The sequence below is a fragment of the Pseudomonas sp. S3_E10 genome (genome assembly GCF_054667615.1).
Map to the genome: position 1 here is coordinate 5,288,169 of NZ_CP162743.1, position 15,943 is coordinate 5,304,111.

17 protein-coding genes and 1 pseudogene are annotated in these 15,943 nt (G+C 61.8%); 8 read left to right on the forward strand and 10 right to left on the reverse strand.

The window, feature by feature from the left end; genetic code table 11:
- The 4 genes and pseudogenes from moaA (at position 1) to AB4N98_RS24335 (ending at position 6,101) form a co-directional block, all read left to right on the forward strand.
- The gene (gene moaA, locus AB4N98_RS24320; protein ID WP_065878803.1) at positions 1-987 is read left to right on the forward strand and encodes a GTP 3',8-cyclase MoaA; all 987 of its coding nucleotides are present in this window, start codon (positions 1-3) and stop codon (positions 985-987) included.
- A 547-nt stretch (positions 988-1,534) separates the two neighbouring features.
- Positions 1,535-3,718 (forward strand): annotated as a pseudogene (locus tag AB4N98_RS24325) (ribonucleoside triphosphate reductase); the annotation flags it as partial.
- Entirely contained in the window at positions 3,718-4,413 is a 696-nt protein-coding gene (locus tag AB4N98_RS24330) for an anaerobic ribonucleoside-triphosphate reductase activating protein (protein ID WP_032883412.1), read from the forward strand. The pseudogene AB4N98_RS24325 and the gene AB4N98_RS24330, both read left to right, overlap by 1 nt.
- 68 nt (positions 4,414-4,481) lie before the next feature.
- Positions 4,482-6,101: a methyl-accepting chemotaxis protein gene (locus AB4N98_RS24335; RefSeq protein ID WP_065878807.1), complete on the forward strand. Its 1,620-nt coding sequence runs from the start codon at positions 4,482-4,484 to the stop codon at positions 6,099-6,101.
- Positions 6,102-6,322: 221 nt separating this feature from the next.
- Here the strand turns inward: AB4N98_RS24335 and AB4N98_RS24340 are convergent, their stop codons facing one another.
- The 4 genes from AB4N98_RS24340 to AB4N98_RS24355 are packed head-to-tail and all read right to left on the reverse strand — an operon-like array spanning position 6,323 to position 9,356.
- Positions 6,323-7,663, reverse strand: a complete 1,341-nt coding sequence (locus AB4N98_RS24340; RefSeq protein WP_217855108.1) for a 4Fe-4S binding protein — start codon at positions 7,661-7,663, stop codon at positions 6,323-6,325.
- Positions 7,660-8,493, reverse strand: coding sequence for an FTR1 family iron permease (locus AB4N98_RS24345; RefSeq protein ID WP_017527376.1), 834 nt, complete (start codon positions 8,491-8,493; stop codon positions 7,660-7,662). Before AB4N98_RS24345 ends, AB4N98_RS24340 begins: the two co-directional genes overlap by 4 nt.
- Before the next feature lie 9 nt (positions 8,494-8,502).
- Entirely contained in the window at positions 8,503-8,826 is a 324-nt protein-coding gene (locus AB4N98_RS24350; protein ID WP_065878812.1) for a cupredoxin domain-containing protein, read from the reverse strand.
- Entirely contained in the window at positions 8,826-9,356 is a 531-nt protein-coding gene (locus AB4N98_RS24355) for an iron transporter (protein WP_065878813.1), read from the reverse strand. The genes AB4N98_RS24350 and AB4N98_RS24355 overlap by 1 nt, the downstream gene beginning before the upstream one ends.
- A 179-nt stretch (positions 9,357-9,535) precedes the next feature.
- Here AB4N98_RS24355 and AB4N98_RS24360 point away from each other — a divergent pair, with 179 nt between their 5' ends.
- Positions 9,536-9,745 carry a DUF3079 domain-containing protein gene (locus AB4N98_RS24360; RefSeq protein ID WP_065878814.1) on the forward strand — a complete coding sequence of 70 codons (210 nt, stop codon included), beginning with the start codon at positions 9,536-9,538 and terminating at the stop codon, positions 9,743-9,745.
- On the opposite strand, the gene AB4N98_RS24365 is transcribed toward AB4N98_RS24360, so the two are convergent.
- Together AB4N98_RS24365 and AB4N98_RS24370 are read right to left on the reverse strand one after the other, a co-directional pair.
- A complete protein-coding gene (locus AB4N98_RS24365) occupies positions 9,734-10,006 on the reverse strand; it encodes a hypothetical protein (RefSeq protein WP_460148960.1) in 273 nt (90 codons plus the stop codon). The genes AB4N98_RS24360 and AB4N98_RS24365 overlap by 12 nt on opposite strands.
- An 82-nt stretch (positions 10,007-10,088) precedes the next feature.
- On the reverse strand, positions 10,089-10,565 hold the full coding sequence (locus AB4N98_RS24370) for a hemerythrin domain-containing protein (RefSeq protein ID WP_017527381.1): 477 nt from the start codon (positions 10,563-10,565) through the stop codon (positions 10,089-10,091).
- A 293-nt stretch (positions 10,566-10,858) separates the two neighbouring features.
- On the opposite strand from AB4N98_RS24370, the gene AB4N98_RS24375 reads away from it, so the two are divergent.
- The gene (locus AB4N98_RS24375; protein WP_135196914.1) at positions 10,859-11,065 is read left to right on the forward strand and encodes a PLDc N-terminal domain-containing protein; all 207 of its coding nucleotides are present in this window, start codon (positions 10,859-10,861) and stop codon (positions 11,063-11,065) included.
- A gap of 64 nt (positions 11,066-11,129) precedes the next feature.
- On the opposite strand, the gene AB4N98_RS24380 is transcribed toward AB4N98_RS24375, so the two are convergent.
- Positions 11,130-11,690 carry a type 1 glutamine amidotransferase domain-containing protein gene (locus AB4N98_RS24380; protein ID WP_017527383.1) on the reverse strand — a complete coding sequence of 187 codons (561 nt, stop codon included), beginning with the start codon at positions 11,688-11,690 and terminating at the stop codon, positions 11,130-11,132.
- Between the two features lie 24 nt (positions 11,691-11,714).
- The gene (locus AB4N98_RS24385; protein WP_065878820.1) at positions 11,715-12,218 is read right to left on the reverse strand and encodes a DUF4142 domain-containing protein; all 504 of its coding nucleotides are present in this window, start codon (positions 12,216-12,218) and stop codon (positions 11,715-11,717) included.
- Positions 12,219-12,402: 184 nt separating this feature from the next.
- Here AB4N98_RS24385 and AB4N98_RS24390 point away from each other — a divergent pair, with 184 nt between their 5' ends.
- Entirely contained in the window at positions 12,403-12,627 is a 225-nt protein-coding gene (locus AB4N98_RS24390; protein ID WP_065878822.1) for a hypothetical protein, read from the forward strand.
- A gap of 28 nt (positions 12,628-12,655) precedes the next feature.
- Here AB4N98_RS24390 and AB4N98_RS24395 read toward each other — a convergent pair whose 3' ends face one another.
- On the reverse strand, positions 12,656-13,441 hold the full coding sequence (locus AB4N98_RS24395) for a DeoR/GlpR family DNA-binding transcription regulator (protein WP_017527386.1): 786 nt from the start codon (positions 13,439-13,441) through the stop codon (positions 12,656-12,658).
- Positions 13,442-13,562: 121 nt separating this feature from the next.
- Here AB4N98_RS24395 and AB4N98_RS24400 point away from each other — a divergent pair, with 121 nt between their 5' ends.
- On the forward strand, positions 13,563-14,723 hold the full coding sequence (locus AB4N98_RS24400; RefSeq protein ID WP_460148961.1) for an alpha-hydroxy acid oxidase: 1,161 nt from the start codon (positions 13,563-13,565) through the stop codon (positions 14,721-14,723).
- Positions 14,724-14,914: 191 nt separating this feature from the next.
- Here the strand turns inward: AB4N98_RS24400 and AB4N98_RS24405 are convergent, their stop codons facing one another.
- The gene (locus AB4N98_RS24405) at positions 14,915-15,841 is read right to left on the reverse strand and encodes an alpha/beta hydrolase (protein ID WP_017527388.1); all 927 of its coding nucleotides are present in this window, start codon (positions 15,839-15,841) and stop codon (positions 14,915-14,917) included.
- Positions 15,842-15,943: the final 102 nt, after the last annotated feature.

Genomic DNA, 15,943 nt, shown 5'->3' on the forward strand with positions numbered 1-15,943 from the left:
ATGAGCCTGGTGGATGGTGTGGGTCGCTCCATCGATTACCTGCGCTTGTCGGTGACCGACCGCTGTGATTTTCGCTGTGTGTACTGCATGGCGAAAAACATGACCTTCCTGCCGCGCCAGCAGGTGTTGACGCTGGAAGAGCTGCAGCGCCTGGCTGCGTTGTTCGTCGGCCAGGGCGTGCGCAAGATCCGCCTTACCGGCGGCGAACCGCTGATCCGCCCGGGCATTGTCGGCTTGTGCCGCAACATCGCCGCGTTGCCGGGGCTGCGTGAACTGGTGATGACCAGCAATGGCTCGCAGTTGGCGCGATTGGCCCGGCCGTTGGTGGAGGCGGGGGTCAAGCGCATGAATATCAGCCTCGACAGCCTGGACGCCTCACGCTTTCGCGCGATCACCCGCAACGGTGATCTGCGCCAGGTGCTGGCCGGTATCGAGGCGGCCCGGGAGGCGGGGTTCGAACGGGTCAAGCTCAACTGCGTGGTGATGAAGGGGCGCAATTTTGATGAGGTGCCGGGGTTGGTGCGGTATGCCATCGATCAAGGTATCGACATCAGCTTTATCGAGGAAATGCCCTTGGGCGATGTGGGGCGCTCGCGCGGGGAGACGTTTTGTTCCAGCGATGAAGTGCGCGCGGTGATTGCCCGTGAACATGGTTTTGTGGACAGCACCGAGAACAGCGGCGGACCGGCGCGGTATGTGCGCTTGGCAAGGCATCCGGCAACGCGCATCGGGTTTATTTCGCCCAACTCCCACAACTTCTGCGGCAGTTGCAACCGCGTGCGCATGACGGTGGAGGGGCAGTTGTTGTTGTGTCTGGGGCAGGAGCAGGCGGTGGATTTTCGGGGGTTGTTGCGCCGCTATCCGCTGGACGATGGGCCGTTGGTCGAGGCGTTGGTTCGTGGGTTGAAGGGCAAGCCGTTGCGGCATGACTTTACCGGGGCGGGGGAGGTGCAGGTGGTGCGGTTTATGAACATGAGTGGGGGGTAGGGCGGTGCCTCAATGTGGGAGGGGGCTTGCTCCCGATGAGGGCGTGTCAGTTGATGCATCGGTTGCTGACCCACTGCCATCGGGAGCAAGCCCCCTTCCACATTTTTGATCTCCATACATCAGATAGGCCTCAGTCTGCTTTGGTTTTTGATCTGGCTTTTGATCGTGATCTCAGGCGCCCCATTAAACACGCTGGCCGAACGCAGGCTTGAATCCGTGGGTAACCCGGCAGGACGCCGGGTTAGCCGCCCCGCGCCATGGATGGCGCGTGGCGGCGGCCCACGGATTCAAGCCTGCGTTCGGGCACACCGAGCCTAAGCGAGGTGCCGAGTGTTGGGGCAAGAGCGTTTTGCTTACTTTTGCGCTGTTCAAAAGTGAGCCGCCGTAAGGGCGGAACCATAGGCGGCCGTTACCTAAATAACGGATATACCCCAATCAAAAAACCTTGACCCCAATCAAGGGGCGCTCACCCCGTTTTCCGTAATCTCACTGCATCTTGTGTCTACTCATTAATAAATCACTATATGTGGTGCCTGGAGCCCTGAAAATGCAACCCACGCTCACCCCGCTGTTCAGCACTCGCCTACACAAGCGCGACGGCAGCCTCGCCCCCTTCAACCCGGAAAAAATCCGCCAGGCGCTGATCGCCGCCGGCACCGCCACCGGCGAATATCAACCCGCCGATGTCGACCTGCTGCTGGGCGCCGTCCTCGCGCGCCTTAAGGGCATCGAGCAGTTGGACGTCGAACAGATCCAGGACAGCGTCGAACGCGTACTGATGGACGCCGGCTACTTCCTCTCCATGCGCGCCTACATCGTCTACCGCGAACAACACGGGCGCCTGCGTCGCGACCGCAAGACCCTGGTGGAAGTCGCCACCTCGATGAACGAATACCTCGACCGAGAAGACTGGCGCGTACAGGCCAATGCCAACCAGAGCTATTCCCTCGGCGGGTTGGTGCTCAATGTGTCGGGCAAGGTCACCGCCAATTATTGGCTCGATGAGGTCTACAGCCAGCAGATCGGCCGCGCGCACCGTGAGGCGGATTTGCATATTCACGACCTCGACATGCTCGCCGGTTACTGCGCCGGCTGGTCGCTGCGTTCGTTGTTGCACGAGGGCCTCAATGGCGTTGCCGGGCGCGTCGAAGCGGGGCCGCCCAAGCATCTGAGCAGCGCCCTGGGGCAGATGGTCAACTTCCTCGGCACCCTGCAAAACGAATGGGCCGGCGCCCAGGCGTTCAGTTCGTTCGACACTTACCTGGCGCCCTATGTGCGCAAGGACCAACTGAGCTACGCCCAGGTGCGTCAGGCGGTGCAGGAGTTCATCTACAACCTCAACGTGCCGTCGCGCTGGGGCACCCAAACGCCGTTTACCAACCTGACCTTTGACTGGGTCTGCCCGGAGGATCTGCGTGAGCAAATCCCGGTGATCGGTGGTGAGGAAATGCCGTTTGCCTACGGCGACCTGCAGGCCGAAATGGAGCTGATCAACCGCGCCTATATCGAAGTGATGCAGGCGGGCGACGCCAGGGGCCGGGTATTCACCTTTCCGATTCCCACCTACAACATCACCCACGATTTCCCCTGGGACAGCGACAACGCCGACCGCCTGTTCGAGATGACCGCGCGCTATGGCTTGCCGTATTTCCAGAACTTCCTCAATTCCGATATGCAGCCCAACCAGGTGCGCTCGATGTGCTGTCGCCTGCAACTGGATGTGCGTGAGTTGCTCAAGCGCGGCGGCGGGCTGTTCGGGTCGGCGGAGCAGACCGGCAGTCTGGGGGTGGTGACGATCAACTGCGCGCGCCTGGGCTATCTGTTCAAGGGGGACACCTCGGGCCTGCTGCAGCGCCTGGACAGCCTGATGGACATGGCCATGGAAAGCCTTGAGGTCAAGCGCAAGGTGATCCAGCACCATATGGACGCCGGCCTCTACCCCTACACCAAGCGGTACCTGGGCACCCTGCGCAATCACTTCTCCACCATCGGCCTCAACGGCATGCACGAGATGCTGCGCAATTTCAGCGGTGACGAGCAGGGCATGCACACCGAGCAGGGCCGCGCCTTCGCGCTCAAATTGCTCGACCATGTACGCGCCACGCTGCTGCGTTTCCAGGAAGAAACCGGCCACCTCTACAACCTCGAAGCCACCCCGGCCGAGGGCACCACTTACCGCTTCGCCAAGGAAGACCGCAAGCGCTACCCCGACATCCTGCAGGCCGGCAGCGATGTCGCGCCGTATTACACCAACTCCTCGCAATTGCCGGTGGGCTTCACCCAGGACCCATTCGAAGCGCTGGAGCTGCAAGATGAACTGCAATGCAAATACACCGGCGGCACCGTATTGCACCTGTACATGGCCGAGCGGATTTCCTCGACCCAGGCGTGCAAGCAGTTGGTGCGCAAAGCCCTGGGACGTTTCCGCCTGCCGTACCTGACGATCACCCCGACGTTCTCGATCTGCCCGGTGCACGGCTACCTGGCCGGTGAACATGAGTTCTGCCCCAAGTGCGACGAAGTGCTCGCCCTGGCCGCTGCGCGATAAAGCGTTTTTCAACCCTCAAGGAGCTACACCATGCAAACATCCCAGCCACAACGTCAGCGCTGCGAAGTCTGGACCCGGGTGATGGGTTACCACCGGCCGGTGTCGGCCTTCAACCCCGGCAAACAGTCCGAGCACAAGGAGCGTGTGCATTTCACTGAAGCGGCCGCCGTGGCCGGGCGCCAATGAGTCGAGCGCTACGGGTCGGGGGCCTGGTGCCCCTGACCACCCTCGACTATCCCGGCATGCTTGCCTGCGTGCTGTTTTGCCAGGGCTGTGCCTGGCGCTGCCGTTACTGCCACAACCCGGACCTGATCCCGCCACGCGCAAGCACTGAGGTGGATTGGCGCCGGGTGTTGCTGTTTTTGCAACGGCGTCAGGATTTGCTCGACGCCGTGGTGTTCAGCGGCGGCGAACCGACCTTGCAGGAAGGCTTGCCGGCGGCCATGGATGAAGTGCGCGCGATGGGGTTTCGGGTCGGCCTGCACAGCGCGGGGATCAAACCGACCGGTTTTGCCAACGCGCTGCGCCATGCCGATTGGGTCGGTTTTGATGTGAAGGCGCTGGCCGAAGACTGCCGCTCGATCACCCAGGTCAAGGGCAGCGGCGCCGCCAACTGGCGCAGCCTGGAGGCCTTGCTGGCCAGTGGCGTGGACTACGAATGCCGCACCACGGTGCACTGGCACCTGATCGACCCCGCCCGCCTGCTACTGCTGGCCCAGCGTTTGCAAGCCAGTGGCGTAACGCGTTTCGCCGTGCAGCTGGTGCGCACGGCCAGCATGCTCGACCCGCACTTGGCGTGCGCGCCGGTACAGGCGGCACTGCCCGAGCTATGGGGCCGACTGCGGGCGTTATTCCCCGCGTTTGTACTGCGAGGGTGATGCACGCCCTCAACAGGATTTTTATAGATGCTGCCCATGTTGGGCAGGCTTTCATCAGGGATATCAGAATGAAGCAATTAACCACGGCTCAACGCATTGTCATCGGTTTCGCGATTGCGCCGTTGGCCCTGGTCGGCTTGGTGTTTTACGCCCTGCACGACCTGGCAACCCTCAAGCAGCAATCGGAACAGATCGTGCAACAGGACTGGCCGAAAATCGCGCCGATCATGGTGATTGCCACCGGTGTGCGCGATAACGGGCGCAACACCCGCGACCTGCTGATCGACCAGGACAACCCACAGGCCCAGGCCGCCATCGGCACTACGCGCCAGCGCATCACCGACGCTTTCGGCGCCCTCGAACCGCTGCTCGATACCGCCGAGGGCAAGGCCGCGTATGCCACCTTGAAAACCCATCGTGAAGCCTACGTGGCCGCGTTTACCCAGGTGCAGGCGCTGATCAGACAGGGCGCCCGCGAGCAGGGGCTGGCGCAGCTCAAGCAACAGGTGATGCCGGCCGAACTGGAAGTGTTCAAGAGCCTGGATGCCCTGATGACCCTGCAGGGCCAGGTGTTCGCCGAGCGCCGGCAGGCGGCGCAGAGCCTGTATGACGAGGCGCGGCGCAACATGCTCGGGCTGTTCGTGCTGTGCCTGGCGCTGGTGATAACGGCTGCGGTGATGGTTACCCGCAGCGTGCTCCGGCCCTTGGGCGGCGAGCCGTCTGAAGCGGCGCGGGTGTTGAACCATATCGCCGAGGGCGACCTGACCATCGTGGTGCCCGTGGGCAACAGTGCCGAGGGCAGCGTGATGCGCAACCTGCACCGGATGCAGCAGAACCTGAACCAGATGGTGCGGCACATCGCGGCGTCGGTGGACGGCGTGGCCAGCTCCTCCGAGGAGTTGAGCGCGGTCAGCGGCCAGACCAGCAGCAGCTTGCAGGCCCAGGGCCAAGAGATCGAACAGGCCGCCACGGCGGTGAATCAAATGACCGCCGCGGTCGATGAAGTGGCGCGCAATGCCGTGAGCACCAGCGAGGCCTCGCGTCTGTCCGAGCAGACCGCCCAGCGCGGCCAGGCCCAGGTGCAGCAAACCGTGGCGTCGATCAACACCCTGGCCAACGGCGTGGTGGAAACCTGCGAACGCATCCAGCAACTGGCCGTGCGCGTGCAGGACATCAGCGGCGTGCTGGAGGTGATCCGCAGCATTGCCGACCAGACCAACCTGCTGGCCCTCAACGCCGCCATCGAAGCGGCCCGCGCCGGGGACGCCGGGCGCGGTTTTGCCGTGGTCGCCGATGAGGTACGTGCGCTGGCCCATCGCACTCAAACCTCGACCCAGGAGATCGAGCAGATGATCGGCAATATTCGCCATGACACCGAACACGCGGTGGCGGCGATGCACAGCAGCAGTGAGCGGGTGCAGACCACCTTGGGCGTGGCGCAGCGTTCGGGGGAGGCGTTGGAGGAGATCACTCGGTCTATTTCGCAGATCAACGAGCGCAACATGCTGATTGCCAGCGCCACCGAAGAGCAGGCGCTGGTGGCGCGGGAGGTGGATCGTAACCTGGTGGGGATTCGTAGTTTGTCCCAGCAGGTATTGCAGGGCGCATTGCATACAGAGACGGCAGGGCACGACTTGGCGGGGATGGCGGGGGCGCTGCATCAGATGGTGGCGCGGTTCAAGGTCTAGTAACCGACCGGTATTGTTCGTCGATCACAGTTCCACTGTGGGAGGGGGCTTGCTCCCGATGGGGGAGTGTCAGTGAGTGCATCGTTTGCTGACCCACTGCCATCGGGAGCAAGTCGAATCGTCGCACCGCCCCTCCCACAGGTGGATCTGCCTACATCGGGTGGACCTCAGTCTGTTGCGCCGTTCAAACGCGAGCCGTTACCCAAACGACGGATGGGTACTCATCCCCAAAACTGCAACCACCCTCCAAATCCCACCACCCCGTTACTCACCAGAACACACAACCAAGCCGCCCACCGCGATTGCACCCCACCCAGCTGCCGCCACCCCAACCACAAACACCAGCCCATCGCGCCGAGCAAAATCGCCGCGCGAACCGGCTGCACCCAGCCCAACACCCACCCCTCATAGCGCAACAACTTCACCGTGGTCGCCGACAAGCCCAGGAACAACCCCGCACCACCCAAGGGCGTCAAGGTCAGGGCCAGGGGCCGAAACAGTGCGCGATCACCCGCTACGCGCGCGGCCAGGCGCAGCAGCAGCCAGCATCCGCCACCGAGCAGCAACGAGCTGCCCGCCAGATACAGCACGATGCAAACACCGTCGAGCCAACTGAAACTGTCATTGAGCTGCGGATAATGGGTCAGCAGCCACCACGGTGCATTGTCTTGCAGCGGCCATAGCCAATCATGGCTCACCAGCCATTCGGCCAGGCCCTGCTTGAGGGCGATGAACCACGGGCTGATGGTCCAGTGGAACGCGCCCATGGCCAAGCCGATCACGCCAAACAGCAGCAGCCGTGCATCCCACACCGAGCCGGGTTGGCGCGGTGCCTGGAGGATTTCCTGGTTGCACGAGCGCGCGATCAGTTGGACCGCCCCCCGTTGCCCGCTGCAGCGCCCGCACGCGTGGCACTCGCTGGCGCCTTGCAGGCGGCGGATGTCCAGCAGTGGCGCGCAGTTGGGTAATGGCAGGCGCGGGGCGCTATTGGCTTTCCAGCGTTGTTCATCCACCGCAAAGTGCACGGGCGCCAGGCGGGCGAGCAGGGCGAATACGCCGCTGACCGGGCACAGGTAGCGGCACCACACGCGTTTGCCGCGTACGAACAGCAGGCCGACGATCACCGCCGCCACGGTCGAGCCACCGAGGATCAGCAACGCAGCCTGAGCGTAGTCATACACGCTGATCAACTGGCCGTAGAGGGTGGTCAGACCAAAACCTACGGTGGGCCAGCCACCCCAGCGCAGCCAGTGTGGAATGCCCAGGCCACGGCCATGCCGGCTGGCCCATTCGCTCAATGAGCCTTCCGGGCAGAGCACGCCGCACCACAGGCGCCCGAATAACACCATCGACAGCAATACGAACGGCCACCAGACACCCCAGAACAGAAATTGTGCGAGCCGCGTCAGGTTGTCCAGCAGGCGCGCCTGGCTGTCCGGTAGCGGCAGCAGGGCGGGCACCACCAACAGCACGGCGTAGGCCAGCACCACCACCCATTGCACGGCGCGGATCAACCGGGCATGGCGGCGCATACCATCGCCCAGGGGCTGCAGCCAGTTCATGGCCGTGACCGGCGCAAGCCGTTGCCCACCGCCAACCAGTAGCCCAGCAGCACCAGCAAGGTGATCAGGCTGGGTGCGGCGCGGTAGCCGGCAAAGTCGGCGAGCAGCGCGCCCAGGCCATGGCTGTCACTGAGCAGGGCGCTGCTGTCCCAGCGGCTTTCGCCGACAGCGCTGTAGACCCAGTCGGGCATGTCCATGGCCAGCAGTTGCCCGCTGATGCGGTCCACGGCGGCGACCAGCAAGGCACCGCCCAACAGCAGCAACAGCGCTTCGCTGAGGGCAAAAAAGTGCGACCACGAGATAAAACGCCGACTGCTGCGCAACAACACCACCGTGAGACCGGCCAACACCAGGCCCAGCACGCCGCCGATGGCGAACAAGCCCAGCGCCGTATCGTGCAGCCGTGCGCCGGCACCGTACAGGAACACCACGGTTTCGCTGCCTTCGCGGCTCACCGCCAACAGCGCCAGCAGCATCAGCCCCCAACCGCCCTGATGGGCCAGGCGCTGGTCGGCTTCGCGTAGCAGGCTGTGCTTGAGCGTGGGCGCGTGGCGGTGCATCCAGAACACCATCTGCACCATCAACCCGCTGGCCAGCAGCGTCATCAGCGCTTGCAGCCATTCACCCTCGGCGCCGGTCATGGTGTCGCCGGCCCACAGCATCAACCCGGCCAGGCCCGCCGAACCCAGCAACCCCGCCAACACCCCGGCCCAAAGGAAACGGGCCAGGCGCGAATGGCCGCTCTGGCGGCTGATCCAGGCCTGCAAAATGCCGATCACCAACAGCGCTTCGACGCTTTCGCGCCACACAATAAACATCGCTTGATTCATCAACGGCTCCTAATCGGCGCGGATGCTGCCTTCGGGCAGTTGTGGGTTGAATTCATCGAAAAACGGGTACACGCCGGGTTGCAGGGGATGGATCACCACAAACGTGGTCACGCCGGGTGACAGCACTTTCTCCACGCGCAGCGGTGTGCTCTCGAATTCGGCAGGCCCAAGGCCCGTGTTCTTGAGCACGATCTTGAAGCGCTCGCCGGCCTTGACCACCAATTGCGGCGGGGTGAAATGACCGTCTTGCAGGCTCAGCTCATAGGTGGGCAGCGCTGCCGCCCACGCCGCGCCGTTCAGCAAAAAGCCGCCCAACAGCAGGGCGCGGCGCATCAGTAGCCGCCTTTTTTACCGATACCGGCATAGACGAATTCGTAATGCACCTCGCAGCGTTCGAACCAGGGCGCCACGCCGGTTTCCTTGTCGGTATGACGGCCCAGGGCGTGGTGACCGGTGGGCGGCCGCACGCTGAAGGTAAGGGTGTATTTGCCGGGGCCTTGCAGCTTGACGTTATCGCCATAGTGCGGCCCATCGTTGGCGACCATGGCGTGAAAGTCACCGCTGATTGGCGTATCGCTGCCCTGTTTTTTCAGCGAGAACGACAGGTTCAGATAGGGCACGAAACTGCCTTCCTGAAAGCCCTGGGCATTGTCCGCCGTGGCCCGCACATCGGCTTCCAGGTGCACGTCGGAGTCGGCGGTGGCGCGCATCATGCCGGCCGGGGCCATTTCAATCGGTTGCAGGTACACCGCGCCGATTTCCAGGCCGGGGCACTGTTGCGGTTCGCCGATGGGGTACTCCTTGGCGAGCGCCGCAGAGGTGGATAACAGCAGGGCGATGGGGAGCAGGGGGAGGGTACGCATAGGGGCTTCCAGACGGGTAAGTAAAGAGAGCCCGAGTCTAGGAAGGTCTGGCGTAAACAATAATGATTCTTGTCAAGTTCGCACGATATTTCATGCGTGCCAGGCTTGATATCGGTCAAGGCTGGGGGCGGGTATCAGGGCTAGGGTGGTGAGGTCGCCCTTCGGTAAGGAGCACTGCAATGGCCAAGCCTTTTCCGCTGCACCCCAAACACCCCGAACGCATCTGCTGGGGCTGTGATCGCTACTGCGGCGCCGCCGACCTGGCGTGCGGCAATGGCGCCGACCGCACCATGCACCCGGCCGAGATGCTCGGCGACGACTGGTACGAACACGGCGACTGGGGGCTGGCGCCCGAGCCGCCGAGTGCGGATGAGCCGTCAGCTGCCTGAGCGCGGTTTTTTCTGGGGTTCTTTATCGGAATCGGCAGGTTTGGAGGTCTTTTCCTGTTGTTTGTCGGTGTCCTGGGTTTTTTTGTCGCTGTCGGAAGGGCTGCTCGGGTAAGTCCCCGGCGGCAGGGCAGAACCGGCAGCGCTGTCGCCGGCCAAGGTGTTGGCCGCGGGCGTGGCATTGTCGCCAAACGCGGCAAGGGCGGCAGGGCCGGACAGGGCTGCCAGGCACGCAACAAGCAGGATCCTTTGCATGTGGTTCATGATTCCGTCCTCTTGATTCATTGCACAACCGGAGCCCTTCGCACAATGGGCCCCGGTGCCGGAGCGAGACGACGAACGCGCGTCAGGCCGCCATCGGCTTGGCAGTCATGGATTTTTTAAACGCGGCTTTCATGGCTTCCATTTCTGCGCCGAGCTCTTCGAGTTGCGCTTTGCCCAGCAGTTTTTTCGCTTGAGGGAACATCTCGGTTTCCTCTTCTTCGATGTGATGTTCCAGTAACTCCTTGACCACCTTGACTCGGCCGGAAAACTCGGTGGTGGACGGTTCGGTTTGTTTAAGGTCAGGCAGTACCAGGGTGTCGACGGTGCGGTGCTCTTCCTTGGCTTCGTGGTACATGATGTCCTGTTCCTTGCCGCCGGCTTTACGGAAGGCGGGGTAGAGAATCTCTTCTTCAAGCTTGGTGTGCAGGGTGATTTCCATCTCCAGCTTGGCCAGCAGCTCGGTGCGCTTTTTCACACCGCGCTCGGTGGACTCGCTCAGTTGGGTCAGCAGCGCTTTTACACGTTCGTGGTCGGCTTTGAGAAGGTCGATGGCATTCATGATGAAACCTCACAGACTGGGTTCGGGCGCGTCGAAGTGCGCGCCTCGTCTGGTAGAAGATTGCATCAGCTGTACCAACTTGAGCGATTACATAAATCGTATGTTTATCAATTGGTTAAGTAGGTTCTGCGCGGGTTGGGATCGTGCAGCTTGCATGGTCGTGGCCGCAGCGGATTGCATTACACCCTGAGCGCTTGATGCCCTCGGTGGGCAGCCACCACGCCCCTTGGTAAATCCGATGGAACCCTTGGCGCAGATGCTTGACTTAACCCATAGACCTCAGGAGGTGAAGCATGCAAATAGAATATGTCTGGATCGGGTTGGCGGTGATTCTGCTGCTGTTGGAATTGTGGGCGATCAATGTGGTGTTGCGCAGCACCGGCGGCTGGGAGACCAAAGGCTTATGGTTGGTGATTCTGATTTTCGTGCCGTTGTTGGGGCTGATCGCCTGGGCGATGTTCGGGCCCAAGCGCGAGATGGCGCAACAGCGTAAAAGCTGAGGGTTGAAGCCTTTGGCAAACAGGCGCCCCATGGGGCGCCTGTTTGCGTTCAGGGGCGCCGCAATCAGCCGGCCAGCGCCTGGGCAATCGCCGTGTTGAACGCAGGCAGATCATCCGGCGTGCGCGAGGTGATCAAGGTCCAGCCATTGGCTTTGCATTCCTTGACCTGAGCGTCGACCCAACCGGCGGCGCCGGCGTTTTCCAGGTCGATGCGCACGCTTTTATACGAGGTCAGCGTCTTGCCCTGGACCACGCCCGCGTCGATCAATGTCCAGGGGCCGTGACAGATGGCCGCGATGGTCTTGCCGGCGTCGGCGAACTCTTTGATCAAGCGCAGCGCCGCAGCGTCCTGGCGCAGTGTGTCGGCGTTGACGGTACCGCCGGGAATGACCAGCGCGTCAAAATCGCTGCTCAGCACATCCGACAGTTGCACGTCGGATTCCACGGTCTTGTCTTTTTCGGTATCACCGACAAAGGTCTGGGTGGTACCGCCCTTGCTCGAACCGTGGGTCACGGTCGCGCCAAACTCGCGCAGTGCTTGCAGCGGCTTGACCAGCTCATCGCGCTCGATGCCGGTGTTGGAGGTGATGATGAGGATTTTCTTACCGTTGAGTTGCGAGCTCATGGTCGAGGGTCTCCTGGTCGGGGATTAATGGTCGTATTTGGCCTGCAGCTCCTTGGCCATTTTCAGATGGGCTTCAAGGGTGGGCAGGGTCTTGGTGGCGAATGCTTTCAGCTCGGCGTTATCCGAGGAAGCGGCTTCTTTCTTGAACAGCTCGACGGTTTTTTCATGAGCCGCCACCTGGTTGTTGGCGTAAGCCTTATCGAACGACTCGTCGCGCATTTCCAGGATGGCTTTCTTGGCCTTGTCGGTCAGGGCGGCATCATCCGGCACTTGGATATCGAGCTTTTTCGCCAGTGTCATCAGTTCCTGATTGGCCTTGGTGTGGTCGGTGACCATGTGTTGGGCGAAGGTCTTCACGTCGCCAGCGCTGCTTTTTTCCAGGGCCAGTTTGCCGGCCTCGATTTCGGTGATGCCACCTTCGGCCGCGTTGTCGACGAAGTCGTTGGAGGTGGCGGCCATGGCGGTGGACATTGCGCCGGCGACCAGTGCGAAGGTCAGGCCCATCTGTTTGATCAGCAGAGTAGTCATGGTGGTTCTCCTTGAACGTGGTGGGATGCCGTTACCTGACTGTTGAGCGGATGCCTGGGCAAAAGGTTTAAATTTTTTTTGCGTTGATTTCGCGGCTGCAATTTCCTTGAACTATCGAAATACCCCAGGGCTCTGCTGCACAACGGCGCATGTTTTTTTGCGCCTCATTGCCTGGAGAGACTTCGTGACCGATCACAGAACTGCCGACAAAACATCCAACCCCATCAGCTCGGAACAAGCCCAGAAAGGCGCCGGCACCCCCGACAAGGACCAGGCGCTGGAGCGTCCAGATCCGAACACGGAAAGCGTCGACAAGGTGCTGACGCCCACGTCGATCAAGGACGCTGAGCGCCAGGCCGGTGCGATCAAAGAGCAAGCCGCCAAGGCTGAGCGCAAGCTGGGCCACTGAGGGGGATCGGCGCCACCGCCACGTCTAGCTACTCGACCTCAACCCGCAGCACTTCCAGCCCCAACTGCTCATACGCCTGCACGTTCGGCACATGCCACTCGGTAATCAACGTGTGAATACGGCTGCACGGCGCCACCACAAACGGCTCTACCGCGCCGAGTTTGTCCGCCATGGTTACCGCCACCACGTGGGAGGCGCTATCGAGCAAAGCTTGCTTGACCGCCACTTCATCAAAATGCAGCGAGCTCATGCCTACCTGCGGGTGCAGCGCGCACACGCCGGTAAACAGCAGGTCGGCCTTGATGCTCTGGATCAGGCGTATGGCGTCATGGCCGCCGGTGGAGAGGGTGGCCGGGTTGAGTTGGCCGCCAGCCAGAATCACCTTCACGTCACGATGATCAGCCAGGGCGATGGCGATCATCGGCGAAGCGGTGACCACGGTCAGGCGTATGGAGTGCGGCAGTGACTGGGCGATCTGCAGCGTAGTGGAACCGGAATCGAACAGCACAATCTGGCCGTCTTCGACTCGGTTTGCCGCCAGTTGCGCGAGGTGGCGCTTGGCAGCGTTGGTCTCGCCGACGCGGGTGAAGAAGTCCTTGCCGGTATCTTTGGGCCGAGGCAAAGCGCCCCCGTGGACCCGTTGCAACAGGCCGGCGGCGGCAAGCTCGCCAAGGTCACGGCGGATGGTGTCCTGGGACACGGCAAAGTGCTCGACCAATTGTGCAGCGGTGACTTTGCCGTCGCGTTCCAGCAGCAATAGGATCTTCTGTTTGCGCAGGGAAGGCAGGTCAATGGCTTGATGGGAGTTGTGCATGTTTATGCGCTATTTTGCGGGTTTGTGCGAGGTTAGTCTGCCGTCGCTATAAACGCAATGGCTGGTTGGGCGACCGTTGGCCGGTTACTCTCTGGGCTCAGTTCAGGGAGAGGTGACCTAGATGTCGTTGATCACAACCATCGAAGACTTACGCAGGCTGGCGCAAAAACGTGTTCCAAGGATGTTCTACGATTACGCCGATTCCGGTTCCTGGACTGAGAGTACCTACCGGGCGAATGAAAGCGATTTTGCCGCGATCAAATTCCGCCAGCGGGTGGCGCGCAATATTGATGAACGCTCGATCCGCGCCAGCATGCTCGGCCAGGACATGGCCATGCCGGTGGCGCTGGCGCCCACCGGCCTTGCGGGCATGCAGCATGCCGACGGCGAGATTCTCACCGCCCGCGCCGCCGCCGCGTTTGGCCTGCGCTACACCTTGTCGACCATGAGCATTTGCTCGCTTGAAGACATTGCCGAACACGTCGGCCAGCCGTTCTGGTTCCAGTTGTACGTGATGCGCGACCGCGCGTTTATCGAACAGTTGATCGAACGGGCCAAGGCCGCAGGCGTGGATGCCTTGGTGCTGACCCTGGATTTGCAGATCCTCGGGCAACGGCACAAGGACTTGATCAACGGCCTGTCGGCACCGCCCAGACTGACCCTGCCGAACATCCTCAACATGGCGACCAAACCGCGCTGGGTGATGGGCATGCTCGGTACCCGACGCCGTGGTTTCGGCAATATCGTCGGGCATGTGAAGGGCGTTGCGGACATGAGTTCGCTGTCGGCGTGGACCGCCCAGCAATTCGACCCGCGCCTGAGCTGGGACGATGTGGAATGGATCAAAAAATGCTGGGGCGGCAAGCTGATCATCAAGGGCATCCTTGATGTGGAAGACGCGCGCCTGGCCGCCAATTGCGGCGCGGATGCGTTGGTGGTGAGCAACCACGGTGGCCGTCAGCTGGATGGCGCGCCGTCGAGCATCAGCCAGTTGCCGGCGATTGTCGACGCGGTGGGCGAGCGTATTGAAGTGTGGCTTGACGGTGGCATCCGCTCCGGCCAGGACGTGCTCAAGGCGATGGCCTTGGGGGCCAAGGGCACCATGATCGGTCGGCCGCATTTGTACGGTTTGGGTGCCTTGGGCGAGGCGGGCGTGACGAAGACCCTGGAGATCATCGCTCGGGAGTTGGACGTGTCGATGGCGCTCTGTGGGTATAACGATATACGCGATGTGAATCGCCAGATTTTGTTGCCGGGGACATATCCAGAAAGCAACGGATGAGCAAAAAAATCGTAAAAAAATAAAAAGAGTTGTCCACGAAAACCGTGGGTATCTCTGTGGATAACTTTGCGAACGCCCGGCTGGCTTGGCGATTTAACCTACGGTTAATATTTGATCAACTTTCGATTTGGGCCAGCATGGGCAGGGTTTGCGCTTGACAGCCAAGCGCGAAGCCAGTGCCGAAAAGCACTTTATGAGTCGCCTTTACGGCCTGTGGAGTGCGTGACAACCTGCGCCGGCATCCTGGCCTGCATCAGGTGGTCGAGTGCCTGGCGATAGCTGCGACCGGCCAGGCTCATGCTGTTGTTATGGCTGGCGCCGGGCACCAATAACAACCGCTTGGGTTCCTCGGCGGCTTCAAACAATTGCTGGCTGAAACGCGGCGGCACATAGCGGTCATCAAGACCGTGTACCACCAACAACGGCATATGGATGTCGGCAATCTTGTCGATGGAGTCGAATTTCTGCGACAGCAGCCAACGGACCGGCAACGAGGTGTTGGCCACCGCCGTGGCCACATCCGCCAGGGACGTGAAGGTGGATTCGATCACCAGCCCGCGCACCGGCAGCGGCGTCTGCTGGCCCAGTTCAACGGCCAGGTCGATGGCCACCGCGCCACCCAGCGAGTGCCCGTAGATCAGGCGCTTGCTCGGGTCCGGCTGCAGCAGCTTGAAGCGTTCCCAAGCGATGCGCGCGTCTTCGTATACCGTCGTTTCCGAAGGCAGGTCACCTTGGCTTTGGCCAAAGCCGCGATAATCGATGGCCAGCACCGAATAGCCGAGTGCATGCAATTGCTCGATGCGAAACAACTGCCCGGTAAGGTTCCAACGCACGCCGTGCAGATAGAGCACTGCCGGTGCATCTTTGTTGCCCGCCGGGTACCACCAGCCGTGAATGTTCTGCCCCGACTTGAAACTGGCGGGCTTGAGTTCGAATTCCTGCACGGCCTTGGGCAAACCGCTGTACCAACTGGCGGTGCCCGGCTCGATGCGGAACACCAGCTCACGCTCCTTTTGTTGCAACACGCTGCAACCCACCGGCAGGCCGACGATCAACAACGCCATGCACAGCAAGGGCAGCCAGCGCAGGCGCAGGCGCGGCAGAAAACGAGAAGACATGAAGGTACCCAGGTGAAGGTGAAGCAGGGGTTTTACCAGATGGCCTACACCCACAGGTATAAATTCGACAGCCGTTGAGGGTGATTGCTTGCAAAGTGTTAC

Bases quoted from the DNA above. Each gene is read 5' to 3' on its own strand.
- moaA (WP_065878803.1), top strand. From the start codon at position 1: ATGAGCCTGGTGGATGGTGTGGGTCGCTCCATCGATTACCTGCGCTTG.
- AB4N98_RS24330 (WP_032883412.1), top strand. From the start codon at position 3,718: ATGAGTCGAGCGCTACGGGTCGGGGGCCTGGTGCCCCTGACCACCCTC.
- AB4N98_RS24335 (WP_065878807.1), top strand. From the start codon at position 4,482: ATGAAGCAATTAACCACGGCTCAACGCATTGTCATCGGTTTCGCGATT.
- AB4N98_RS24340 (WP_217855108.1), bottom strand. From the start codon at position 7,663: ATGAACTGGCTGCAGCCCCTGGGCGATGGTATGCGCCGCCATGCCCGG.
- AB4N98_RS24345 (WP_017527376.1), bottom strand. From the start codon at position 8,493: ATGAATCAAGCGATGTTTATTGTGTGGCGCGAAAGCGTCGAAGCGCTG.
- AB4N98_RS24350 (WP_065878812.1), bottom strand. From the start codon at position 8,826: ATGCGCCGCGCCCTGCTGTTGGGCGGCTTTTTGCTGAACGGCGCGGCG.
- AB4N98_RS24355 (WP_065878813.1), bottom strand. From the start codon at position 9,356: ATGCGTACCCTCCCCCTGCTCCCCATCGCCCTGCTGTTATCCACCTCT.
- AB4N98_RS24360 (WP_065878814.1), top strand. From the start codon at position 9,536: ATGGCCAAGCCTTTTCCGCTGCACCCCAAACACCCCGAACGCATCTGC.
- AB4N98_RS24365 (WP_460148960.1), bottom strand. From the start codon at position 10,006: ATGAACCACATGCAAAGGATCCTGCTTGTTGCGTGCCTGGCAGCCCTG.
- AB4N98_RS24370 (WP_017527381.1), bottom strand. From the start codon at position 10,565: ATGAATGCCATCGACCTTCTCAAAGCCGACCACGAACGTGTAAAAGCG.
- AB4N98_RS24375 (WP_135196914.1), top strand. From the start codon at position 10,859: ATGCAAATAGAATATGTCTGGATCGGGTTGGCGGTGATTCTGCTGCTG.
- AB4N98_RS24380 (WP_017527383.1), bottom strand. From the start codon at position 11,690: ATGAGCTCGCAACTCAACGGTAAGAAAATCCTCATCATCACCTCCAAC.
- AB4N98_RS24385 (WP_065878820.1), bottom strand. From the start codon at position 12,218: ATGACTACTCTGCTGATCAAACAGATGGGCCTGACCTTCGCACTGGTC.
- AB4N98_RS24395 (WP_017527386.1), bottom strand. From the start codon at position 13,441: ATGCACAACTCCCATCAAGCCATTGACCTGCCTTCCCTGCGCAAACAG.
- AB4N98_RS24400 (WP_460148961.1), top strand. From the start codon at position 13,563: ATGTCGTTGATCACAACCATCGAAGACTTACGCAGGCTGGCGCAAAAA.
- AB4N98_RS24405 (WP_017527388.1), bottom strand. From the start codon at position 15,841: ATGTCTTCTCGTTTTCTGCCGCGCCTGCGCCTGCGCTGGCTGCCCTTG.